General features: G+C 70.9%; 14 protein-coding genes. 9 read left to right on the top strand and 5 right to left on the bottom strand.

Annotated elements, in window-relative coordinates:
- Positions 1–30 precede the first annotated feature (30 nt).
- Together menD and VLY81_RS14350 are read right to left on the bottom strand one after the other, a co-directional pair.
- Positions 31–1860: a 2-succinyl-5-enolpyruvyl-6-hydroxy-3-cyclohexene-1-carboxylic-acid synthase gene (menD, locus tag VLY81_RS14355; protein WP_324668926.1), complete on the bottom strand. Its 1830-nt coding sequence runs from the start codon at positions 1858–1860 to the stop codon at positions 31–33.
- A complete protein-coding gene (locus VLY81_RS14350) occupies positions 1847–3412 on the bottom strand; it encodes an isochorismate synthase (protein WP_324668925.1) in 1566 nt (521 codons plus the stop codon). The genes menD and VLY81_RS14350 overlap by 14 nt, the downstream gene beginning before the upstream one ends.
- A 218-nt stretch (positions 3413–3630) precedes the next feature.
- On the opposite strand from VLY81_RS14350, the gene VLY81_RS14345 reads away from it, so the two are divergent.
- From VLY81_RS14345 to VLY81_RS14315, 7 genes are all read left to right on the top strand, one after another.
- Positions 3631–4704, top strand: coding sequence for a substrate-binding domain-containing protein (locus VLY81_RS14345; protein WP_324668924.1), 1074 nt, complete (start codon positions 3631–3633; stop codon positions 4702–4704).
- Positions 4705–4736: 32 nt separating this feature from the next.
- Complete coding sequence (locus VLY81_RS14340) at positions 4737–6023, top strand: ABC transporter substrate-binding protein (RefSeq protein ID WP_405001392.1); 1287 nt, start codon at positions 4737–4739, stop codon at positions 6021–6023.
- Between the two features lie 19 nt (positions 6024–6042).
- Positions 6043–6897, top strand: a complete 855-nt coding sequence (locus tag VLY81_RS14335) for a carbohydrate ABC transporter permease (RefSeq protein ID WP_324668922.1) — start codon at positions 6043–6045, stop codon at positions 6895–6897.
- The gene (locus tag VLY81_RS14330) at positions 6894–7706 is read left to right on the top strand and encodes a carbohydrate ABC transporter permease (protein WP_324668921.1); all 813 of its coding nucleotides are present in this window, start codon (positions 6894–6896) and stop codon (positions 7704–7706) included. Before VLY81_RS14335 ends, VLY81_RS14330 begins: the two co-directional genes overlap by 4 nt.
- A 25-nt stretch (positions 7707–7731) precedes the next feature.
- Positions 7732–8793 (top strand): ABC transporter ATP-binding protein, encoded by a 1062-nt coding sequence (locus VLY81_RS14325; protein ID WP_324668920.1) that lies wholly within the window; start codon positions 7732–7734, stop codon positions 8791–8793.
- Entirely contained in the window at positions 8793–10088 is a 1296-nt protein-coding gene (locus tag VLY81_RS14320) for an amylo-alpha-1,6-glucosidase (protein ID WP_324670436.1), read from the top strand. The genes VLY81_RS14325 and VLY81_RS14320 overlap by 1 nt, the downstream gene beginning before the upstream one ends.
- A gap of 149 nt (positions 10089–10237) precedes the next feature.
- Positions 10238–10771: a type 1 glutamine amidotransferase domain-containing protein gene (locus VLY81_RS14315; protein ID WP_324668919.1), complete on the top strand. Its 534-nt coding sequence runs from the start codon at positions 10238–10240 to the stop codon at positions 10769–10771.
- An 8-nt stretch (positions 10772–10779) separates the two neighbouring features.
- Here VLY81_RS14315 and VLY81_RS14310 read toward each other — a convergent pair whose 3' ends face one another.
- On the bottom strand, positions 10780–10938 hold the full coding sequence (locus VLY81_RS14310) for a Rossmann-fold NAD(P)-binding domain-containing protein (RefSeq protein WP_324668918.1): 159 nt from the start codon (positions 10936–10938) through the stop codon (positions 10780–10782).
- A gap of 393 nt (positions 10939–11331) precedes the next feature.
- On the opposite strand from VLY81_RS14310, the gene VLY81_RS14845 reads away from it, so the two are divergent.
- Both VLY81_RS14845 and VLY81_RS14305 read left to right on the top strand, forming a co-directional pair.
- Positions 11332–12396 (top strand): ATP-binding protein, encoded by a 1065-nt coding sequence (locus VLY81_RS14845; RefSeq protein WP_405001391.1) that lies wholly within the window; start codon positions 11332–11334, stop codon positions 12394–12396.
- Between the two features lie 152 nt (positions 12397–12548).
- Positions 12549–15005 (top strand): penicillin acylase family protein, encoded by a 2457-nt coding sequence (locus tag VLY81_RS14305; protein WP_324668917.1) that lies wholly within the window; start codon positions 12549–12551, stop codon positions 15003–15005.
- A gap of 81 nt (positions 15006–15086) precedes the next feature.
- Here the strand turns inward: VLY81_RS14305 and VLY81_RS14300 are convergent, their stop codons facing one another.
- Positions 15087–16151 (bottom strand): ABC transporter permease, encoded by a 1065-nt coding sequence (locus VLY81_RS14300; RefSeq protein ID WP_324668916.1) that lies wholly within the window; start codon positions 16149–16151, stop codon positions 15087–15089.
- Between the two features lie 13 nt (positions 16152–16164).
- On the bottom strand, positions 16165–17136 hold the full coding sequence (locus VLY81_RS14295; RefSeq protein WP_324668914.1) for an ABC transporter permease: 972 nt from the start codon (positions 17134–17136) through the stop codon (positions 16165–16167).
- Between the last annotated feature and the right edge of the window lie 4 nt (positions 17137–17140).

The following is a 17140-nucleotide window of genomic DNA, read 5'->3' as shown; positions in this document are numbered from 1 at the left end:
GCAAGCTCCGCCCCCTCCCCCCTGGAGCCGTCACGGGGCCGCCACCGCCCGCCGGGCCGCCTCGAGCGCCTCGCTCCAGAGCCGGTGGTGGTAGCGGGCGTTGGCGCGCCGATCGGTGCGCACCTCCACCACCTGCAGGCCGCCCTCGCGAAGGGCTCGCTGCAGCTCCCGCTCGAGCTGCGAGGGCGTGGCCGCGCTGGCCCACCGTCCGCCGTACATCTCCACCGCCGGACGGAAATCCAGCCCCGTGGGGGTGGCGAAGAGGCGTTCGAAGTCCGCCTCGGGCAGCTGGGCCTGCGACAGCAGCGAGAAGATGCCCCCGCCGTCGTTGTGGAGCAGCAGCACCGTCAGCGACAGGCCATGCAGCCGGGCCGCGAGCAGCCCGTTGAGGTCGTGGTAGAAGGAGAGGTCGCCGATGATCAGGGCCACCGGGCCGTCGCGGGTGCCGGCCGCGGCGCCGAGCGCGGCGGAGACCACGCCGTCGATGCCGCTGGTCCCGCGGTTGGCCAGGACCCGGACGATGCGGCCGTCCGCCTCGCCGACGGCGTCGAGGTCCCGCACCGGCATGCTGTTGCCGACGTAGAGCGTCGCCCCGTCCGGCATCGCCCGCAACAGCGACACCACCGCCCCTGGCTCGGAGACCGACGCCTCGGCGGCCAGCACCCGCCGGACGGCGCCGCGGGCGGCCTGCTGCAGCGCCTTCCACCGGGCCAGCCACGCCGGATCCGCAGCCACCTCGCCTCGATCCTCCAGCCGCCCGGCCTCGGCCCCCGACCCTTCCAGGCGTCCGGCCGCATGCGCCAGCAGGGCGGCCGGGTCGGCGGCCCATAGCGGCTCCCCCGTAAGCAGGGGATCCCGCCACCCGCCGGGCACGTCCAGCACGAGTTGCCGCACGTCGGCGTGCCGCTCGAGGTAGGCGAGCAGCGCCTTGGAGACCGGGGCGGCGCCCATGCGCAAGACCAGCCCCGGGCGCAGCGAGGCGGCGAGGATCTCGTCGCGAAGCAGCAGGTCGTAGGCGTCGATGATGGCGTCGAGCTCGTGCCGCCCCCACCGGGCCTGCGACAGCGGGTCCGCCAGCAAGGGCGCCCGCAGGCTTCGGGCCAGCCGGACGGCCGCCGCGGCGAGGGCGGGATCTTCCTGGGGGCCCACGACCAGCAGCGGGCGCGCGCTCGAGCGCAACGCGTCGACCAGCCGCTCGACCGTCGCCGGGTCGACCGTCCTCTCGACCCCCGACGGCGCGCCGGACGCCCTCGAGGCCATGGGGTCGACGACGCCTGCCGCATGCTGCCGCTCGGCGCTCTCCCCGTCCGGCCGCTGAGGCAGGAGCGGCTCCCGAAAGGGAAAGTTGAGGTGCACGGGGCCGGCTGGAGCGGCCACCGCCGTCCTCGCCGCCCTGGCGCCCAGCATGGCCGCATAGCGGAGCATCGGCGGCGTGGCCTCGGGCAGGGCGGCGTCGACCCACCACTTGACGTGGGAGCCGTACAAGCCGAGCTGGTCGATGGTCTGCGAGGCGCCGACCCCCCGCAGCTCGGGTGGCCGGTCCGCCGTCAGCACCACCAGGGGGACGCGCCCGTAGCGCGCCTCGACGACGGCGGGGTAGAGGTTGGCCGCGGCCGTGCCGGACGTGCACGCCACCGCCACCGGCTGCCCGCCGAGAGCCCGCGCCAGCCCCAGGGCGAAGAAGCCGCACGACCGCTCGTCGACGTGGGGCCACAGCCGCAGCTCCGGGCGCGCCGCCAGCACCACCGCCAGGGGTGTCGAGCGCGAGCCGGGCGCCAGGCAGATGTGCCGCACGCCTGCGTCGACGAGTCCCTGCACGAAGGCGTCCACGTAGCGCCAGGTCTCCTCAGATGGCCGCACGGCGCGCCCCGACCTCCTCTTTCTCAGCCTTGCCAAGAAGCCCCGCCTGCGCCAGCAGCTGGCGCATCGCCCGAAGCTTGAGCGCCGACTCGACCCACTCGTCGTGGGGATCGGAGTCGGCCACGATGCCGCAGCCCGCGAAGAGGGTGGCGCGGATAGGGCCCCCGCCGTCGTCCACCCAGAGGCGGGCGGAGCGGATGGCGACCCAAAACTCCCCGTTGCCCGCGGCGTCCCACCAGCCCACCGGGGCGGCGTACCAGCCCCGATCCAGGTCCTCGTGCTCCCGCAGCCACCGCAGAGCCGCCTCCCTCGGGTGACCGCCGACGGCCGGGGTGGGGTGGAGGGCCGCCACCACGTCGAGGAGCGAACGCCCGGGGCGCAGCCGGCTGGTAATGGGCGTGCACAGGTGCTGTACGTAGGGGAGCTTCAGAAGACGGGGGGACTGGGGCACCTCGAGCGAGGCGGCCAGGGGCGCGAGGGCCTCGCGCACGGCCTCCACCACCCACCGGTGTTCGGCCTGCTGCTTGGGGTTGGCCAGCAGGGACTCTCCGAGGGCGGCGTCCTCCTGCGGCGTCGCCCCCCTCGGCGCCGAGCCGGCGAGGGCCACGGTGCGAAGCTCCGTCCCTGCCCGGCAGGCCGCCAGGACCTCGGGCGACGCACCTACCCACCACCCCTGACCCCGGGCGGTGCCGAACGAGAGCAAGAAGCGCGCACTCGACGAGCACTGGCCCGCCAGGGCTCGCACTAGCTGCCGCAGATCGAACGGCCCGGTCGCCCGGACCTCCTCGCTGCGGGCCAGCACCACCTTGTCGAGCGAGCCCTGGCGGATGGCCTGCACGGCCAGGCCTACCCGGGCCTGCCACCGCCGCACCTCGGCGTCCTTTCCGTCGGGCACCACATGGTCAGCTTCCCATCTCCGACCGGCGGCAGCGGGCGCCTGGCCCTCGGGACCCTCGCCCTCCCAAGTGGGCTCGATGGGATGGGCGACCTGCATGGCTCGCACCAGGGCGCGTGCCTCGGTCGATGCACGGGCCACCGCCGTCTCGACGTCCGTGTCCGGCCTCACGGGGACGTTGACGGTCAGGTACACCGGGCCCGAAGGCGCCACCCAGGTCAGGAGGAGCCGGGGCACGACGAACGCCGCGTCGGGGATGCCCTCCCAGCCCGGGTCGACGGGGCGCTCCGGGTCGAAGCGGAAGGCGCCGGCCGCCACGAGTCCCGTACCAGGCTCTCCGTCCTGCGCGCTGTCCCCCGCGATGCGCACCGCAGACGCGGCGAGCCGGGAGAAGTCCCGCCGGACCGTCTCGAACCGCTCCGGTCCCTCGGCCGTAAGCTGCCACGCCACGCCGAACCCGACCAGGGCGGGCCCGCCGTCCGGGGCCACCATCACGACACGCGGCTCGGAGCCGAGAGCCTCGCACGCGGCCGCCGCCCAGGCGCCGCCCGGCAGGCGGTCGGCCAGGGGCAGGACGACGCTGGCCAGCACCGGCCGGCCCGTCTGCCTCGCCCGGCTCGCTGCGGTCTGCACCGCCCGCCCGATCGTCTCCTCCATGGCCCCTCCCGCGTTGCCCCGTCTTGCGGCCCTCGGGTGCGGGCCGCTCCGACGAGATGTAAAGACTGACCGGTCGGTCTCTTCGACGCCCGGCCCGCCTTGCCTGCTCGATCTCGCTCCGCACGGTCCGCTCCATCCAAAGCAGCCGGGTCCGCGTATCCCATTGACAACTATCGAACAACCGGTTTACGATGCCACCGAGGAGGTTCCAAAACGTTTTGGAAACCCGACGAGTGACCCTCAAGGAGCTCGCAAGCCATCTAGGACTCTCCATCACGACGGTTTCTCGCGCACTCGCCGGCTACGACGACGTGAGCGCAGCCACGCGGCGGAGGGTCGTCGAGGCCGCCCGCCGGCTGGGCTATCGGCCGGATCCCCTGGGGCAACGCCTGCGCAAGGGTCGCACCGAGGCGGTCGGGCTCGTCATCCCAACGCCACCCGGGCACTTCGGCGACCCCTTCTTCCTCGAGTTGGCGGCGAGCCTCGGCGAGAGCCTCCAGGCGCATGGCCTGGACCTCCTGGTGACGGCGTGCGCACCGGGCCCATCGGAGCTCGAATGCTACCGCCGCTTGGTGGAGGGGCGGCGCGTCGACGCCCTGGTGCTAGCGCGTACCCGCCGCCACGACGAGCGCATCCGCTACCTGGCGTCGCGAGGCGTTCCCTTCGTCTGCCACGGCCGCAGCGAGCTGGCCCTCTCCTTTCCGTACCTGGACGTGGACGGGGAGCAGGGCTTCCTCGAGGCGACACGCCACCTGATCCGGCTGGGACACCGGCGCATCGGCCTCATCAACGCCCCGCCCGAGCTCAACTTCAGCCGCTTCAGGGCCCGGGGCTACGCCCGCGCGCTGGAGGAGGCGGGCATCGCCTGGGACGACGCCCTGGTGGTGACGGGCGACCTGACGGAGGAGGGAGGCTACCGGGCCGCCCGCGAGCTCCTGGCGCGGCCCAGCCGCCCGACGGCCGTGCTGTGCGCCAACGACTGGATGGCCATCGGGGCGATGCATGCGGCTCGAGAGGAGGGGATGCAGCCGGGAGAGGACCTGGCGGTCATCGGCTACGACGACATCCCGGTGGCCCGCTTCACTCACCCCCCGCTGACGACGCTGCGCCAGCCCATCCGGGAGGCGGGTCGGCGCCTGACGGAGATGCTGGTGGCCTTCATGGCGGGCACACCGGCCGAGGCGTTGCAAGAGGTGTGGGTACCCGAGCTGGTGGTGCGGGGCTCGGACGGGCCGCCGCGCGCACCGGCTGCCGACCGCGGTGCCGCCAAGACCGCGATGGGAGGGGAGTAACGTTGCGGCTCGCAGAGGCCCGTGCAGGCTTGATCGTGTCGCTGGTGTCGGCGTTAGCAGTGGCCGCGCTGGCCGTACCCGCGCTGGCGGGCGCCGGCGGGAGTCAGCCGCTGATCTTCCTGTCGACCCAGCTGCGCCCCATCGAAGAGGCCCAGAAGATGCGGGATACGGTCCTGCGAGGCTACGTTGGGGCCGTGGAGTTCATCCCGGTGGAGCCCGTGCCCTTCGTGGACCGGGTGCTCGCCGAGCAGCGGGCGGGACGGTTCTCCATCGGCGTGCTGGGGGGTGTCCACGGCGACTTCCCGGCCCTGGCGGAGGCAGGAGCCCTCGACAGCCTGGACGACGTGCTGGCCGCTCTCAGGAGCAGGGGCTTCCCCGAGAGCTTCTTGAAGCTGGGGCGGCTCGGCACCGACCACCAGCGCTACATCCCCTGGATGCAGGCCACCTACATCATGGTGGCCAACCGCCAGGCCCTTCCCTATCTGCCCGACGGCGCCAGCCTCAGCTCGCTGACCTACGATCAGCTCCGGCAGTGGGGGCAAAACCTCTACGAGGCCACGGGGCGCCGCCTGTTGGGCTTTCCCGCGGGGCCGACTGGGCTGATGCACCGGTTCTTCCAGGGGTATCTCTACCCGTCGTACACGGCCAGCGTCGTGACCGAGTTCCGCAGTGCGCAGGCCGAGGCTATGTGGGAGGCATTTCGCCAGCTGTGGGCCTACGTCAACCCCCAGTCGACCAGCTACGCTTTCATGCAGGAGCCGCTGCTGGCCGGGGAGGTCTGGGTGGCGTGGGACCATACCGCACGCCTCATTGACGCGCTGCGGCAGCGGCCAGATGACTTCGTGGCGTTCCCTGCCCCGGTCGGCCCGGCCGGTCGCGGCTTCATGCCCGTGCTGGCGGGACTCGCCATCCCCAAGGGAGCACCCGACCGCGCCGCCGCCGTCTCGCTCATCGACTACCTGACCCGGCCCGAGACCCAGGTGACGCTGCTGCAGGAGATCGGCGGCTTCTTCCCGGTGGTGGAGGCGTCGCTGGGGTCGTCGCTGCCGGCGGGGGTGCGGATGGCGGCCGAGGCGGTCTCGGCGCAGGCGGCCTCGCCCGAGGCGGTGCCGAGCCTGCTGCCGGTGGGGCTGGGAACGCTCGACGGCGAGTTCAACCGCGTCTACCTCGACACCTTCACCCGCATCGTGCTGCGCAACCAGCCGGTCCGTCCGGTGCTGGACCAGCAGGCCGAGGCGCTGCGGCGCATCATGCAGCAGTCGGGAGCCCCCTGCTGGCCGCCCGACCAGCCGAGCGACGGGGCCTGCCCGGTGCAGTGAGGGCGAGGGGGAGCCGTCCATGCCCAGGCGACGGTGGCTGCCGTACCTGCTGATCCTGCCAAGCGTAGTCTTCTTCGCGCTCTTCTTCGTCAACCCTCTCGTGCAGGCCATCCTGCTGGCCGTGCAGGACGGCGGGGCGTGGACGCTGGACCGCTTCCGCCAGATGGGGCTGGACCTCTACTTTCCCGAGGCGGTGCGCAACACGCTGGCCTTGACGGCAGTCGTCGTGCCAGTGCAGTTGGTGCTCGCCCTGGGGCTGGGCCTCCTGCTGGGGGCCCTGCCCCGGGGCGGCCGTGACGCCTTCCTGTACATCTGGACCATCCCCCTGGGGGTGTCGGACCTGGCTGCCGGCATCGCCTGGCTGGCCATCTTCACCGAACGCGGCTACCTGAACAGCGTGTTGGGGGCACTGGGCCTGATGGAGGTACCGCGCCTCTGGCTGGGCTACCACGATCCCGTCTCGCTCTTCGTCGCCGTGGCCCTGGCCGAGGTGTGGCGCGCCACCGCCATCGTGCTGGTCATCCTGGTCTCGGGGCTGCAGATCATCCCCAGGGAGCTGGGCGAGGCGGCCGAGGTCTTCGGGGCGAGCCCGTGGCAGCGCCTGCGGCGGGTGACGCTGCCCCTGCTCAGGCCCAGCATCCAGACGGCCTTGATGCTGCGCACCGTCTTGGCCTTCGAGGTCTTCGCGGTGGTGCAGACCCTGGCGGGGCGCAACCTGCCGGTGCTGGCCTCGGAGGCCTACACCTGGTACGGCTCCTTCCGCAACCCCGGGGTGGCGGCCTCGTACGGCCTGGTCATCCTGGGCCTCTCCGCGGCCACCACCCTACTCTACCTGCAGCTGCTCAAGGTGCGACCGGAGGCGAGGCCGTCATGAGCCGACGGGGCCGGACGTCGCCCTGGGCCTGGGGGCTGGCCGCCGTCGCGAGCCTCTGGGTGCTGCTGCCCATCTACTTGGTCACCGCCAGCGCCCTGTCGACGCAGCAGGCGGTCTACGAGTGGCCCAAGCGCCTGTGGCCGTCGCCGGTGTCGTTGGAGACGCTGCGCTTCTTCTTCGGCGTGAGCGGAGTGTGGCGCGCCACCCAAAACAGCCTGGTGGTGGCAGCCCTGACGGTGGTCCTGTCGGCCATCTTGGGCACGCCGGCGGGCTACGCCCTGGCGCGCTACGCCTTCAAGGGGCAGGACGTCTACCGCCTGCTCATCCTGATGACGCGGGCCTTCCCGCTGGCCATCCTCTCCATTCCGCTGGCCCAGCAGTTCATCGAGTTGGGGCTCTACGACACCCCGCTGGCCGTGGCGCTGGTGCACACGGGGCTGGCGCTGCCTTTTTCGGTGCTGGTCAGCGCGAGCGTCTTCCTGGGGATCCCGAGGGAGCTGGAGGAGGCCGCGTGGACGCTGGGCTGCACCCCGGTCGGGGCCTTCCGACGCATCGTGCTGCCGCTGGCCCTGCCGGGGCTGGCAGCCGCGGCCGTCTTCGCCTTCGTCACGTCGTGGAACGAGGTCTTCGCCGCCAGCATCCTGACGCTACGGGAGCGCACGCTGACGGCCTACCTGCTCAGCGTTCTGGGGGAGGCGCCGCTGCCTTTCCGCTTCGCCGGCGGCTTCTTCCTGGTAGTGCCCGCGCTCGTCTTCCTCTTCTTGATACGGCGCTGCCTCTTCAGCATGTGGGGCATCGCATCCCGCTGAAGGAGATGGGGGGCCTCGGGGGCTCGTGGCGACCATCGAGATCCGTGGGGTGAGCAAGAGCTTCGGGCGCGTGCGAGCGCTCGACGACGTCTCGCTGGAGGTGAGGGACCGGGAGTTCGTGGTGCTGCTGGGCCCCTCGGGGTGCGGCAAGACCACGCTGCTGAGGGTCGTGGCGGGGCTCGAGTGGCCGGACCGGGGCCGGGTGCTCATCGGCGGGCAGGACGTGACGGAGCGGCCGCCGCGGCAGCGGGGCATCGCGATGGTCTTCCAGAACTACGCTGTCTTCCCGCACCTGACCGTCTTCGAGAACGTGGCCTTCGGCCTGCGGATGCGCAAGGTGCCGGCGGCCGAGGTGCGCCAGCGGGTCGAGCGCGTGGCCGCGCTGGTGCACATCGAGGAGCTGCTGGGCCGTTACCCCGCGCAGCTCTCGGGCGGCCAGCGCCAACGGGTCGCGCTGGCGAGGGCCCTGGCGGTCGAGCCTGAGGTGCTGCTCATGGACGAGCCCCTCTCCAACCTGGACGCCCTGTTGCGCCTGGAGATGCGGGCCGAGCTCAAGCGGCTCTTGATGGAGCTGCGCACCACCACGCTCTACGTGACGCACGACCAGACCGAGGCCATGAGCCTGGCCGACCGGGTCGCCGTCATGCGCGGCGGGCGCATCGTGCAGTACGACACGCCACTGACGGTCTACCAGGAGCCGGTCGACACCTTCGTCGGCGGCTTCGTCGGAAGCCCCCCGATGAACTTCCTGCGGGTGCGCCTGGGTCCCTCCGGAGCCGACGAGGCGACCGTGGTGGAGGGGGCGGCCATCCCCGGACCGGCAGGAGCCCGCGAGGCGCTACTGGGCATCCGCCCTGAGGATCTGCAGCCGGTGCCCGCCGGCACATCGGGCGCCCTGCCCTGCCGGGTCGTGGTGGTCGAGGCGCTCGGGGCCCAACAGCTGGTTACCCTCGAGTGGCAGGGGCAGAGCCTCAAGGCGCTGCTGGAGCCGGACGTGGCGATCCGTCCCGGCGAGAGGGCCTGGATGCGGCCCAAGCCGCAGCGGATCCGTTGGATGGATCCGGTGACGGGGGAGGCGATGCGGTGATGGACCGAGAGGCGGCCCGCCGCGTGCTGGAGGCCAACGACCGCGGCAGCTTCACGGTGCCGGCCGACGGCCTCTACCCGTACCAGTGGCTGTGGGACTCGGCCTTCGCGGCGCTGGGCTGGGCGTGCGTCGACGAGGTCCGAGCCTGGCAGGAGCTGCGCAGCCTGGTGGCGGCCCAGTGGCCGAGCGGCATGCTGCCCCACATCGTCTTCCACCGGCCCGAGCCCGGGTACTTCCCCGGACCGAAGGTGTGGGGCGTGGCGCGTTCGCCGGCGAGCACGGGCATCACGCAGCCGCCCGTGGTGGCCACCGTGGCGCGCAGGCTCTGGGAGCGCGCACGCGACCGGCGGCTAGCCGACCGTGAGGCATCCGAGCTGCTGCCGCATCTCGTCGCCTACCACCGGTGGCTGCGGCGGGTGCGCGATCCCGACGACACCGGGCTGGTCGCCATCCTGCACCCGTGGGAGTCGGGAATGGACAACAGCCCTGCCTGGGACGAGGCGCTGTCACGGGTGCCCGACGAGCGGGCGGCCGACGTGATGGGGCCGGCCGGGCAGGAGGGCCGGGTGCGTCGCGACGTCCTGCACGTGGAGCCCGACCAGCGGCCCTCCGACTTGGAGTACCGCCGCTACGTGGCCCTGGTGCTGACGCTGCGGGATCACGGCTACGACAGCGTACGGGCCACGGCAGCGTCACCTTTTCGGGTGGCGGACGTGGGCTTCAACGCGTTGCTCTACCGGGCCGATCTCGATCTCCTGGGGCTGGCCCAGGCCCTGGGCCGGCAGGAGGGTGACCTGGAGGCGATGTGGGAGCAGGTGGAGGCGAGCCGCCGGGCCATCGAAGGGCTGTGGAGCGAGCAGGCCGGGCTCTACCTCTCCCGGGATCTGCGCACCGGCCGCACGATCCCCCTGGCTACCAGCGCCGGGCTGCTCCCGCTCTTCGCGGGGATCCCCAGCCCGCAGCGGGCCGCTCGCATGGTGGCCACGTTGGAAGGCTGGGGCGAGAGGGTGCGCTACCTGGTCCCCAGCGCCGATCCCGCCGGGCCGATCTTCGAGCCTCGCCGCTACTGGCGCGGGCCCGTCTGGATCCATGTCAACTGGATGGTGGCCGCCGGACTGCAGTCCTACGGGTACGACCAGCTGGCCGAACGGGTGCGTCGCGACAGCCTGGCGCTCATCGAGCGGTCGGGCTTCCGCGAGTACTACGATCCCCTGACCGGCGAGGGTCTGGGGGCGCGTGCCTTCACCTGGTCGGCGGCGCTCGCGCTGGATTGGACAGCCGCCTCGGACGTCTAGGCGGGGCCGACCGGTGCACCGACCCCCGTCACCTCCGGCGACCCCCGTCCCCGCACCCCTGGCGCGTCCGGTCGGGGGAGGCACCTCGACCGGACGGGGACAATGGGCCAAGGCATCGAAGTCACCGATCCAGGGGGAGGGATGATTCCTTGCGCCTGTCGGGCAAGCGGGTGCTGGTCTTCGTGGAGGACGGTTTCGAGGACCTGGAGCTGTGGGTGCCCGTGATGCGGCTGCGCGAGGAGGGGGCCGAGGTGATCCTGGCCGGCGCCGAGGCGGGCCGCACCTACCGGGGCAAGGGCGGGCTGAGCGCGGTGGCCGATCGCAGCTACGAGGGGCTCGACGCCGCCAGGTTCGACGCCGTGGTGGTGCCGGGCGGCTGGGCTCCCGACAAGCTCCGGCGGTCGCCGACCGTCAAGGCCATCGTGCGGTCGGCGTACGAGGCCCGCAAGGTAGTCGGGCTGATCTGCCACGCCGGCCTGGTGGGCATCTCGGCAGGGATCGTCAGGGGACACCGCGCGACGGGCTCCCTCGGGATCAAGGACGACCTCGTCAACGCGGGTGCCGAGTGGGTGGACGCACCGGCCTTCCGTGACGGCCCCATCGTCTGGGGGCGCGTGGTGGCCGACATCCCCGACTTCTGCCGCGAGCTGGTGGCGGCCATCGAGGCGGGCGGCGCCCGGTAGGCGCCCCGTCAAGGACGGGCCGACCAGGGCTCCACGGTGCCGACGATCCAGCGGGGCGCATCGCGGTCGATGGCCTCCAGCACCCCGGGGCTGATCCCGTCGTGGGTGAGCCAACGTGAGCCGCTGGGCTCCACGACGAAGCCGAGGATGACCTCGCGGTAACGCAAGTGGGGCGACGGGGGACCTGCTCGGGAAGGCCGAGACGCGCGCCCTTACACGAACTCAACAGACTGTTGTGTAGACTGTTGTGTTCGGCAAGAGACAGGAAGGGTGATCTCCTCGGCGTAACAGCCGTTGAGGCCAACACGCCAATTGTTGTGTTTAGGCAGTCATACGGGTAGGACGTAGACATACTGCGTACTTTTCGGGTCACAACAGACGTGGACGGTCGAGTGGTTCCGACACTTGCCGGGTATTTGTGCTTCGGACAGTACCCCCAGGAGAGATTTCCGGACCTCTGCATCACGTTCGTCCGATACCCGACTGACCGAGGTGGCGAGCCAGGCCCAGCCGGAGAAAGGTTCCTTGACAACGCCAAGATCACCGGTCCGATCCCGGAGATGGTGATAGAAGTCTTACAAGTGCTGAAGCGCAACATGCGCCGACGGGAGATCGTCCGTGGGCTCTTCCGTGAAGATGTTTGGGAGTACCCCGAGGATGTCCTACGAGAGGCCATCGTCAACTCGCTGGGACATCGGGACTATAGCCCAATGGCAAGGGGCAGTCACGTACAGGTTCAGATGTTCCCGACCCGGCTTACCGTCCTCAATCCGGGTGGCCTGTTTGGACCGGTGACGGTTGACGAGCTGGGACGCCCTGGCATCCAAGCGAGTCGGAACCAGTACTTGATGAACATCTTGGAGGACCTCCCGGCTGGTCCAAACGGCGCAACGCTTTGTGAGCACCGTGGGTCGGGAATTGCCGCTATGGTCGCGACTCTTCGTCGCCTGGGCATGCAGCCGCCCGTCTTCGAAGACAGGTTGGTAACCTTTGAAGTAAGCTTCTCCAACACATCGTTGCTGGATCAGGACACTCTGCGATGGCTGGAGGAGAGAACCAGGTCCCAAGACCTTACGGATTCTCAACGATTTGCCCTGGCTTATCTCCGCCACCGCTCGTACATCGCTAACCAGGATTACTGCCGTCTTACCGGCGTGGACTCACGGGTGGCCACTCGTGAACTGTCTGACCTCGTCGAGAGAGGACTCATAAGGCGACACGGTGTCCGTCGGTGGGCAACGTACTCTCTTGCTGAGGTATCCCAGACCTTCGATACTCCTCGCCTCGTACTCAGGAACGAGCCGAGAGCAGGTTCAGCCGCCCGGACGGATAGAGCCCTGGTCATCGAGAGAGTCAGTCGCGTACTTCAGGACGACGGAGCTCTGTCGGTCCGGTCCTTGTCGCAACTCGTCCAAGCCAGCCCGTCGGCAGTACGACTCGCACTAAATCGGCTGATCGAACAGGGTGTGGTTGAGGCCATCGGGTCGCGCAAGTCCCCGCGACGTCGGTATCGGTGGGTCCACGCCTCGTCTCGGACAACCAAGAGTGGCCGTGAGACTCCTCCCGTTAACCAGACCGGGGCGGGGCGAGGGCCGGTTGCGCCACGAGATTCTCCTGGGGGTTAGGCTCTATACGGGCCACGCCGCGCGATTCCTCCTGCTCGTGTCGGGAGGATACTCTCGGCCTGCGGGCGAACCATAGCGGACCACTGAGGCGGCCGGCGTTCGAGGGCCGGCGGGTTCGCCATCATGGAGGCGATTTCAAGGAGGTGGCACGGATGCCGAGGCTCGGGGACGGGCGGAGTCGGCAGCGGGCGGTCGGGGCTTGGCTGGGTGCCGGTCTGGCGTTGTGGATGCTCGTGGCGGCTCCGGGGGCGCTGGCGTTTCGCCAGGCCGGGGAGTCGGTGACCCTCGACTACCGGGGGGAGGCCGTCGCCATCCGCCGCCACGACTACGGCGTGCCCTACGTCTACGCGTCGACGCTGCCGGGCCTCTTCTTCGGCTCGGGGTACGTGGCGGCTGCCGACCGCCTCTGGCAGGCCGAACTGAACCGCCGGGCGGCCACCGGCCGGCTCGCCGAGCTCCTGGGCCCCGGCGCCAGCGACTCGTACGTCCAGCAGGACATCGCCGCACGCCGGGACGGCTACACGCCCGAGGAGTTGACCGAGCAGTTCCTCTCGCTCGACCGGGAAGCCCAGGAGGCCATGCTGGGCTACGTGGCCGGCATCAACCGGTACATCTCCGAGGCCCTCGCCGATCCGGCCCGCATGCCGGTGGAGTTCCAGCACGCCGGGGTGCTGCCTGCCCCCTGGACCGTCCTTGACCTGATGGCGACCATCGTCTTCTATGCGCGCCGCTTCGGCGAGGCCGGAGAGTACGAGATGGAGAGCGCGGGCGTCCTCGAGGCCCTGCAGGCGCGCCACGGCCAGGAGCGGGGCTACGCCATCTGGGACGCTCTGGTGGTCACCCACGATCCCGACACGCCGACCACGGTGCCGGCGCGCCCGGTTCCAGGGACGGCCTCGGGGGCGTCAGCCGCCCCCGGGACGACAGGGCGGGCGGGGGCGCCTGCACCGGTGCTGGAGTTCGCCGCCCCCACCCTGCGTGACGTGGCGGCCCTGCTCGAGCGCGAGCGGGAGGCCGCCCGCTACGTCTTCGCCACCACGGGGGTGCCCTACTACTTTGGCAGCAACGCATGGGCCGTGGCGCCCTCCCGGTCCGCCAACGGCTCGACCCTGCTGCTGGGCGGCCCCCAGATGGGCTACACGATCCCCCAGATCGTGCTCGAGGTAGGGCTGGTGGGCGCGGGGATCCGGAGCGTCGGCATGACGTTCGCCGGGGTCTCACCCTTTCCGCTCATCGGGCGGGGCCCCGACCACGCCTGGACGACGACGTCGGGCATCGGGGATCAGGTGGACTTCTTCGTCGAGCGCCTGCACCCCGACGACCCCTACCGCTACTGGCACGACGGCGAGTGGAAGGCGATGGAGCGCCGCACCGAGGTGATCCAGGTCCGAGGGCGAGAGCCGGTCCGCCTGGAGGTGCTCCGCACCGTTCACGGGCCCGTGGTGCGCCACGACCCCCAGGAGGGCACCGCCGTCAGCGTGGCCCGCACCCACTGGATGCAGGAAGTCCACGCGGTGATGGCGTTCCTGGAGTTCAACCGGGCCCGGGACATCCACGACTTCGCCGAGGCGGTCCGGCGCATCCCCACCTCCCACAACTTCTTCTGGATCGACCGCGAGGGCAACATCGGCTACTGGCTGGCCGGGCGACCGCCCCTGCGCCCTGCCCACGTCGACCCTCGCCTGCCGGCACGGGGCACGGGCGAGGACGACTGGCTCGGCGTGCTGCCGCCCGAGCGCATGCCGTCCTCGATCAACCCGCCGGAAGGGTTCATCTTCAACTGGAACAACCGGCCCAGCCCCGACTGGGACGATGGGGCCATGGCGGGATGGGGGCCTGCGCATCGGGCCGGGCGCATCGCGGACGCCCTGCGTGAGCTAGAGGCTGTCACCTTCGACGACATGAACCGCATCAACCAGCGGCTCTCCTTCCTCAACTTGAACCATGCGGCGCTGCGGCCCCTTCTCGCGTCTGCGGTCGAGCGCGCGACCGCCGGGGGGGCTCTCTCCGAGCGCGCCCGTCAGCTCGCCGCCACGGTGCTGGCATGGGACGGCGTGCGACGGGACGCGGACGGCGACGGGTACGTCGACGACCTGGCGGAGCCGCTCTTCGAGGCGTGGTACCTCGCGTTGCGGGACCAGCTCTTCGCCGGGCTGCTCGACCCCGAGTGGATGCGGCTCGTGACGGCCGACCACGTCTACCGGGCGCTCGCCGGAAGCGGAGCGGGGCAGGGTATCGACTTCCGGCAGGGGCGCAGCGCCGACGAGGTCGTCGTCGCGGCCCTCGAGCAGGCCGCCCGGGCGTGGGCGGAGCGCGAGACGCAGGCCGCATCGCCTGCCGAGCTGCGGGACCGCATGCCTCGGACGACCTACAGTGCCCTGGGGGCGCTGCCTGCCGTCGAGACTGTCGGCATGAACCGTGGGACGTGGAACGAGATCGTCGAGCTGGGCCCCGACATCGACCGCTCGGTGAGCGCCTACGCACCCGGGCAGAGCGGCTTCGTGGGGCCGGGTGGGCCGGCGCCGCACACGCACGACCAGCTCGAGCTCTACGTGGGCTTCCGGTACAAGCCGCTCCTGTTGGATCCCTTCGACGGCGCCCAACCGTGACGGCAGGCATGGAGACCTGCGACCACCCCGGGGGGGCGGTGCCCGCCCCCCCTTGCTCACGGTAGCGCGCAAGACGGTGCCTCAGGCGCGGTGCGTGCCGTCGGACTGTACGTCGAGCGCGTCCCGCAGGGCGTCTCCCAGAAAGTAGAAGGCCATGGCGGACACCACGATGAACAGTGCCGGGGTGAGCAGCCAGGGGTAAAGGCTGAGCACCTCCAGGCTCTGCGCGTCCTTGAGCAGCAGCCCCCACGAGGCCATCGGCTCCTTGACGCCCAGCCCGAGAAACGACAGGGCGCTCTCACCCAGGATGTACCCGGGCAGCGCCAGCGTGGCCGAGACGATGAGGTAGCTCGTGACGTTGGGCAGCACGTGGCGGAGCAGGATCTGCGGCTCGGGCACGCCGACGGCCCGGGCGGCCGTCACGTAGTCGAGCCCCCGCACGGCCAGCACTTGCCCCCGTACGACCCGGGCGAGGTCGGCCCAGCCGACCAGCGACAGGATGGCGATGACGCCGATGTAGACGTGCGTCGACGGCCACCACGGCGGCACGATGGTGCCCATGGCCAGCAGGATGGGCAGTCGCGGAAAGGATAGCAGCACCTCGATGGTGCGCTGCACCAGCGTATCGAGGTGCCCGCCGTAGTAGCCGCTCCAGGCGCCGATCAAGGTGCCCAGCGTGAAGGAGATGAGGATCCCGATGGGCCCCACCGAGAGCGAGACCTGGGCCCCGGCGAGGAGCCGCGAGAGCAGATCGCGGCCGTAGCGATCCGTGCCGAGCAGGAAGACCGGCCCGCCCTCGCCGCCGAAGAGGTGCAGGTCGGTGCGCACGAGCCCCAGCAGCCGGTACGGCTCACCCTGGACGAAGAGGCGGATTGGCACGATGCGCGAGCGGTCTTCGGCATAGGTGGAGATGAACGTCACCGGATCGCGCTGGCGCTGGAGAGGGTATACGAAGGGCCCCACCCACCGGCCCTCGTGCCACAACCGCACCCGTTGAGGCGGTGCGTAGGCGTACTGGGGAAACTGCGTGGCCTGCCCGTACGGAGCCAGAAACCCCGCGAACAGGGCGCCCAGGTAGAGCAGGCCGAGCAGCACGAGACTGGCAAGACCGGCGGACGTCTTCGAGATGCGCCCGAGCACGTGCATGTAGCCCCACCCTCTAGTCGTAGCGCACGCGCGGGTCTGCCCATGCCAGCGCGATGTCGGCCAGCAGGTTGCCCACGATGAGCATGAGGCTGGAGAAGAGCAGCAGCGTCATGGCCAGGTACTGGTCCTTGTTGACCAGCGCGTCGTAGAGCATGGGCCCGATGGTCGGCAGGTTGAGGACGATGGAGCTGATGATGGTGCCGTTGATCAGGTAGGGCAGGCTCAGGCCCGCCAGGCTGATGAGCGGGTTGATGGCATTCCTCAGCACATGTCGGTACAACACGCTCCGCTCCCCGAGGCCCTTGGCCCGAGCCGTTCGCACGAAGTCGGCCCCCAGCACGTCCAGGATGTTGGCCCGCGTGAGGCGCATGAGCCCCGCCACCCCGTGGAAGCCGATGGCGATGAGCGGGATCCAGAGGTGCGCCAGCATGTCGCGCAGCTTGGCCAGGCTCCATGGAGCGTCGATGTAGCGCGGGCTGAAGAGTCCTCCGACGCTCGTCATGCCCATCTGCAGCGCCAGCCAGACCAGCAGCAGGGCGGCGAGAAAGTCCGGCACGGCGTGCGCCAGGTAGGTGACGCCCTTGACCGCCAGCTCGGCCCCCGTGCTCCTGCGCACAGCCGCCAGGATCCCCAGTGGGATGGCGACGCACCAGCTGAAGACGAAGGTGGCACCAGCCACGGCCACCGTCCACCCCATCCGCTCCCAGATCATGGAGACGACGGGGCGGTTGGTGACGAAGGAGTACCCGAAGTCGCCACGGCTGACGATGCCCCACAGCCAGCGTCCGTACTGGAGGTAGAGAGGCTGGTCCAGGCCGAGCTGGACGCGCACGCGCTCGACGGTCTCGGGGCTGATGCGGGGGTCATCGAGGTACTGGGTGAGGAAGTCGCCCGGCTGCATCTTGATGATGAGGAAGGAGATGGCCGAGCTGATCCACAGGACCAACAGGGCCAGCAACACTCGGTGGATGACGAACGCTCGCAAGACC

Origin of the sequence: Limnochorda sp. LNt, from assembly GCF_035593265.1 — a bacterium.
Lineage (GTDB): Bacteria > Bacillota > Limnochordia > Limnochordales > Geochordaceae > Geochorda > Geochorda subterranea.
Note: the sequence above shows the minus strand (reverse complement) of the source record. Positions and strands in the feature narration are given on the sequence as shown.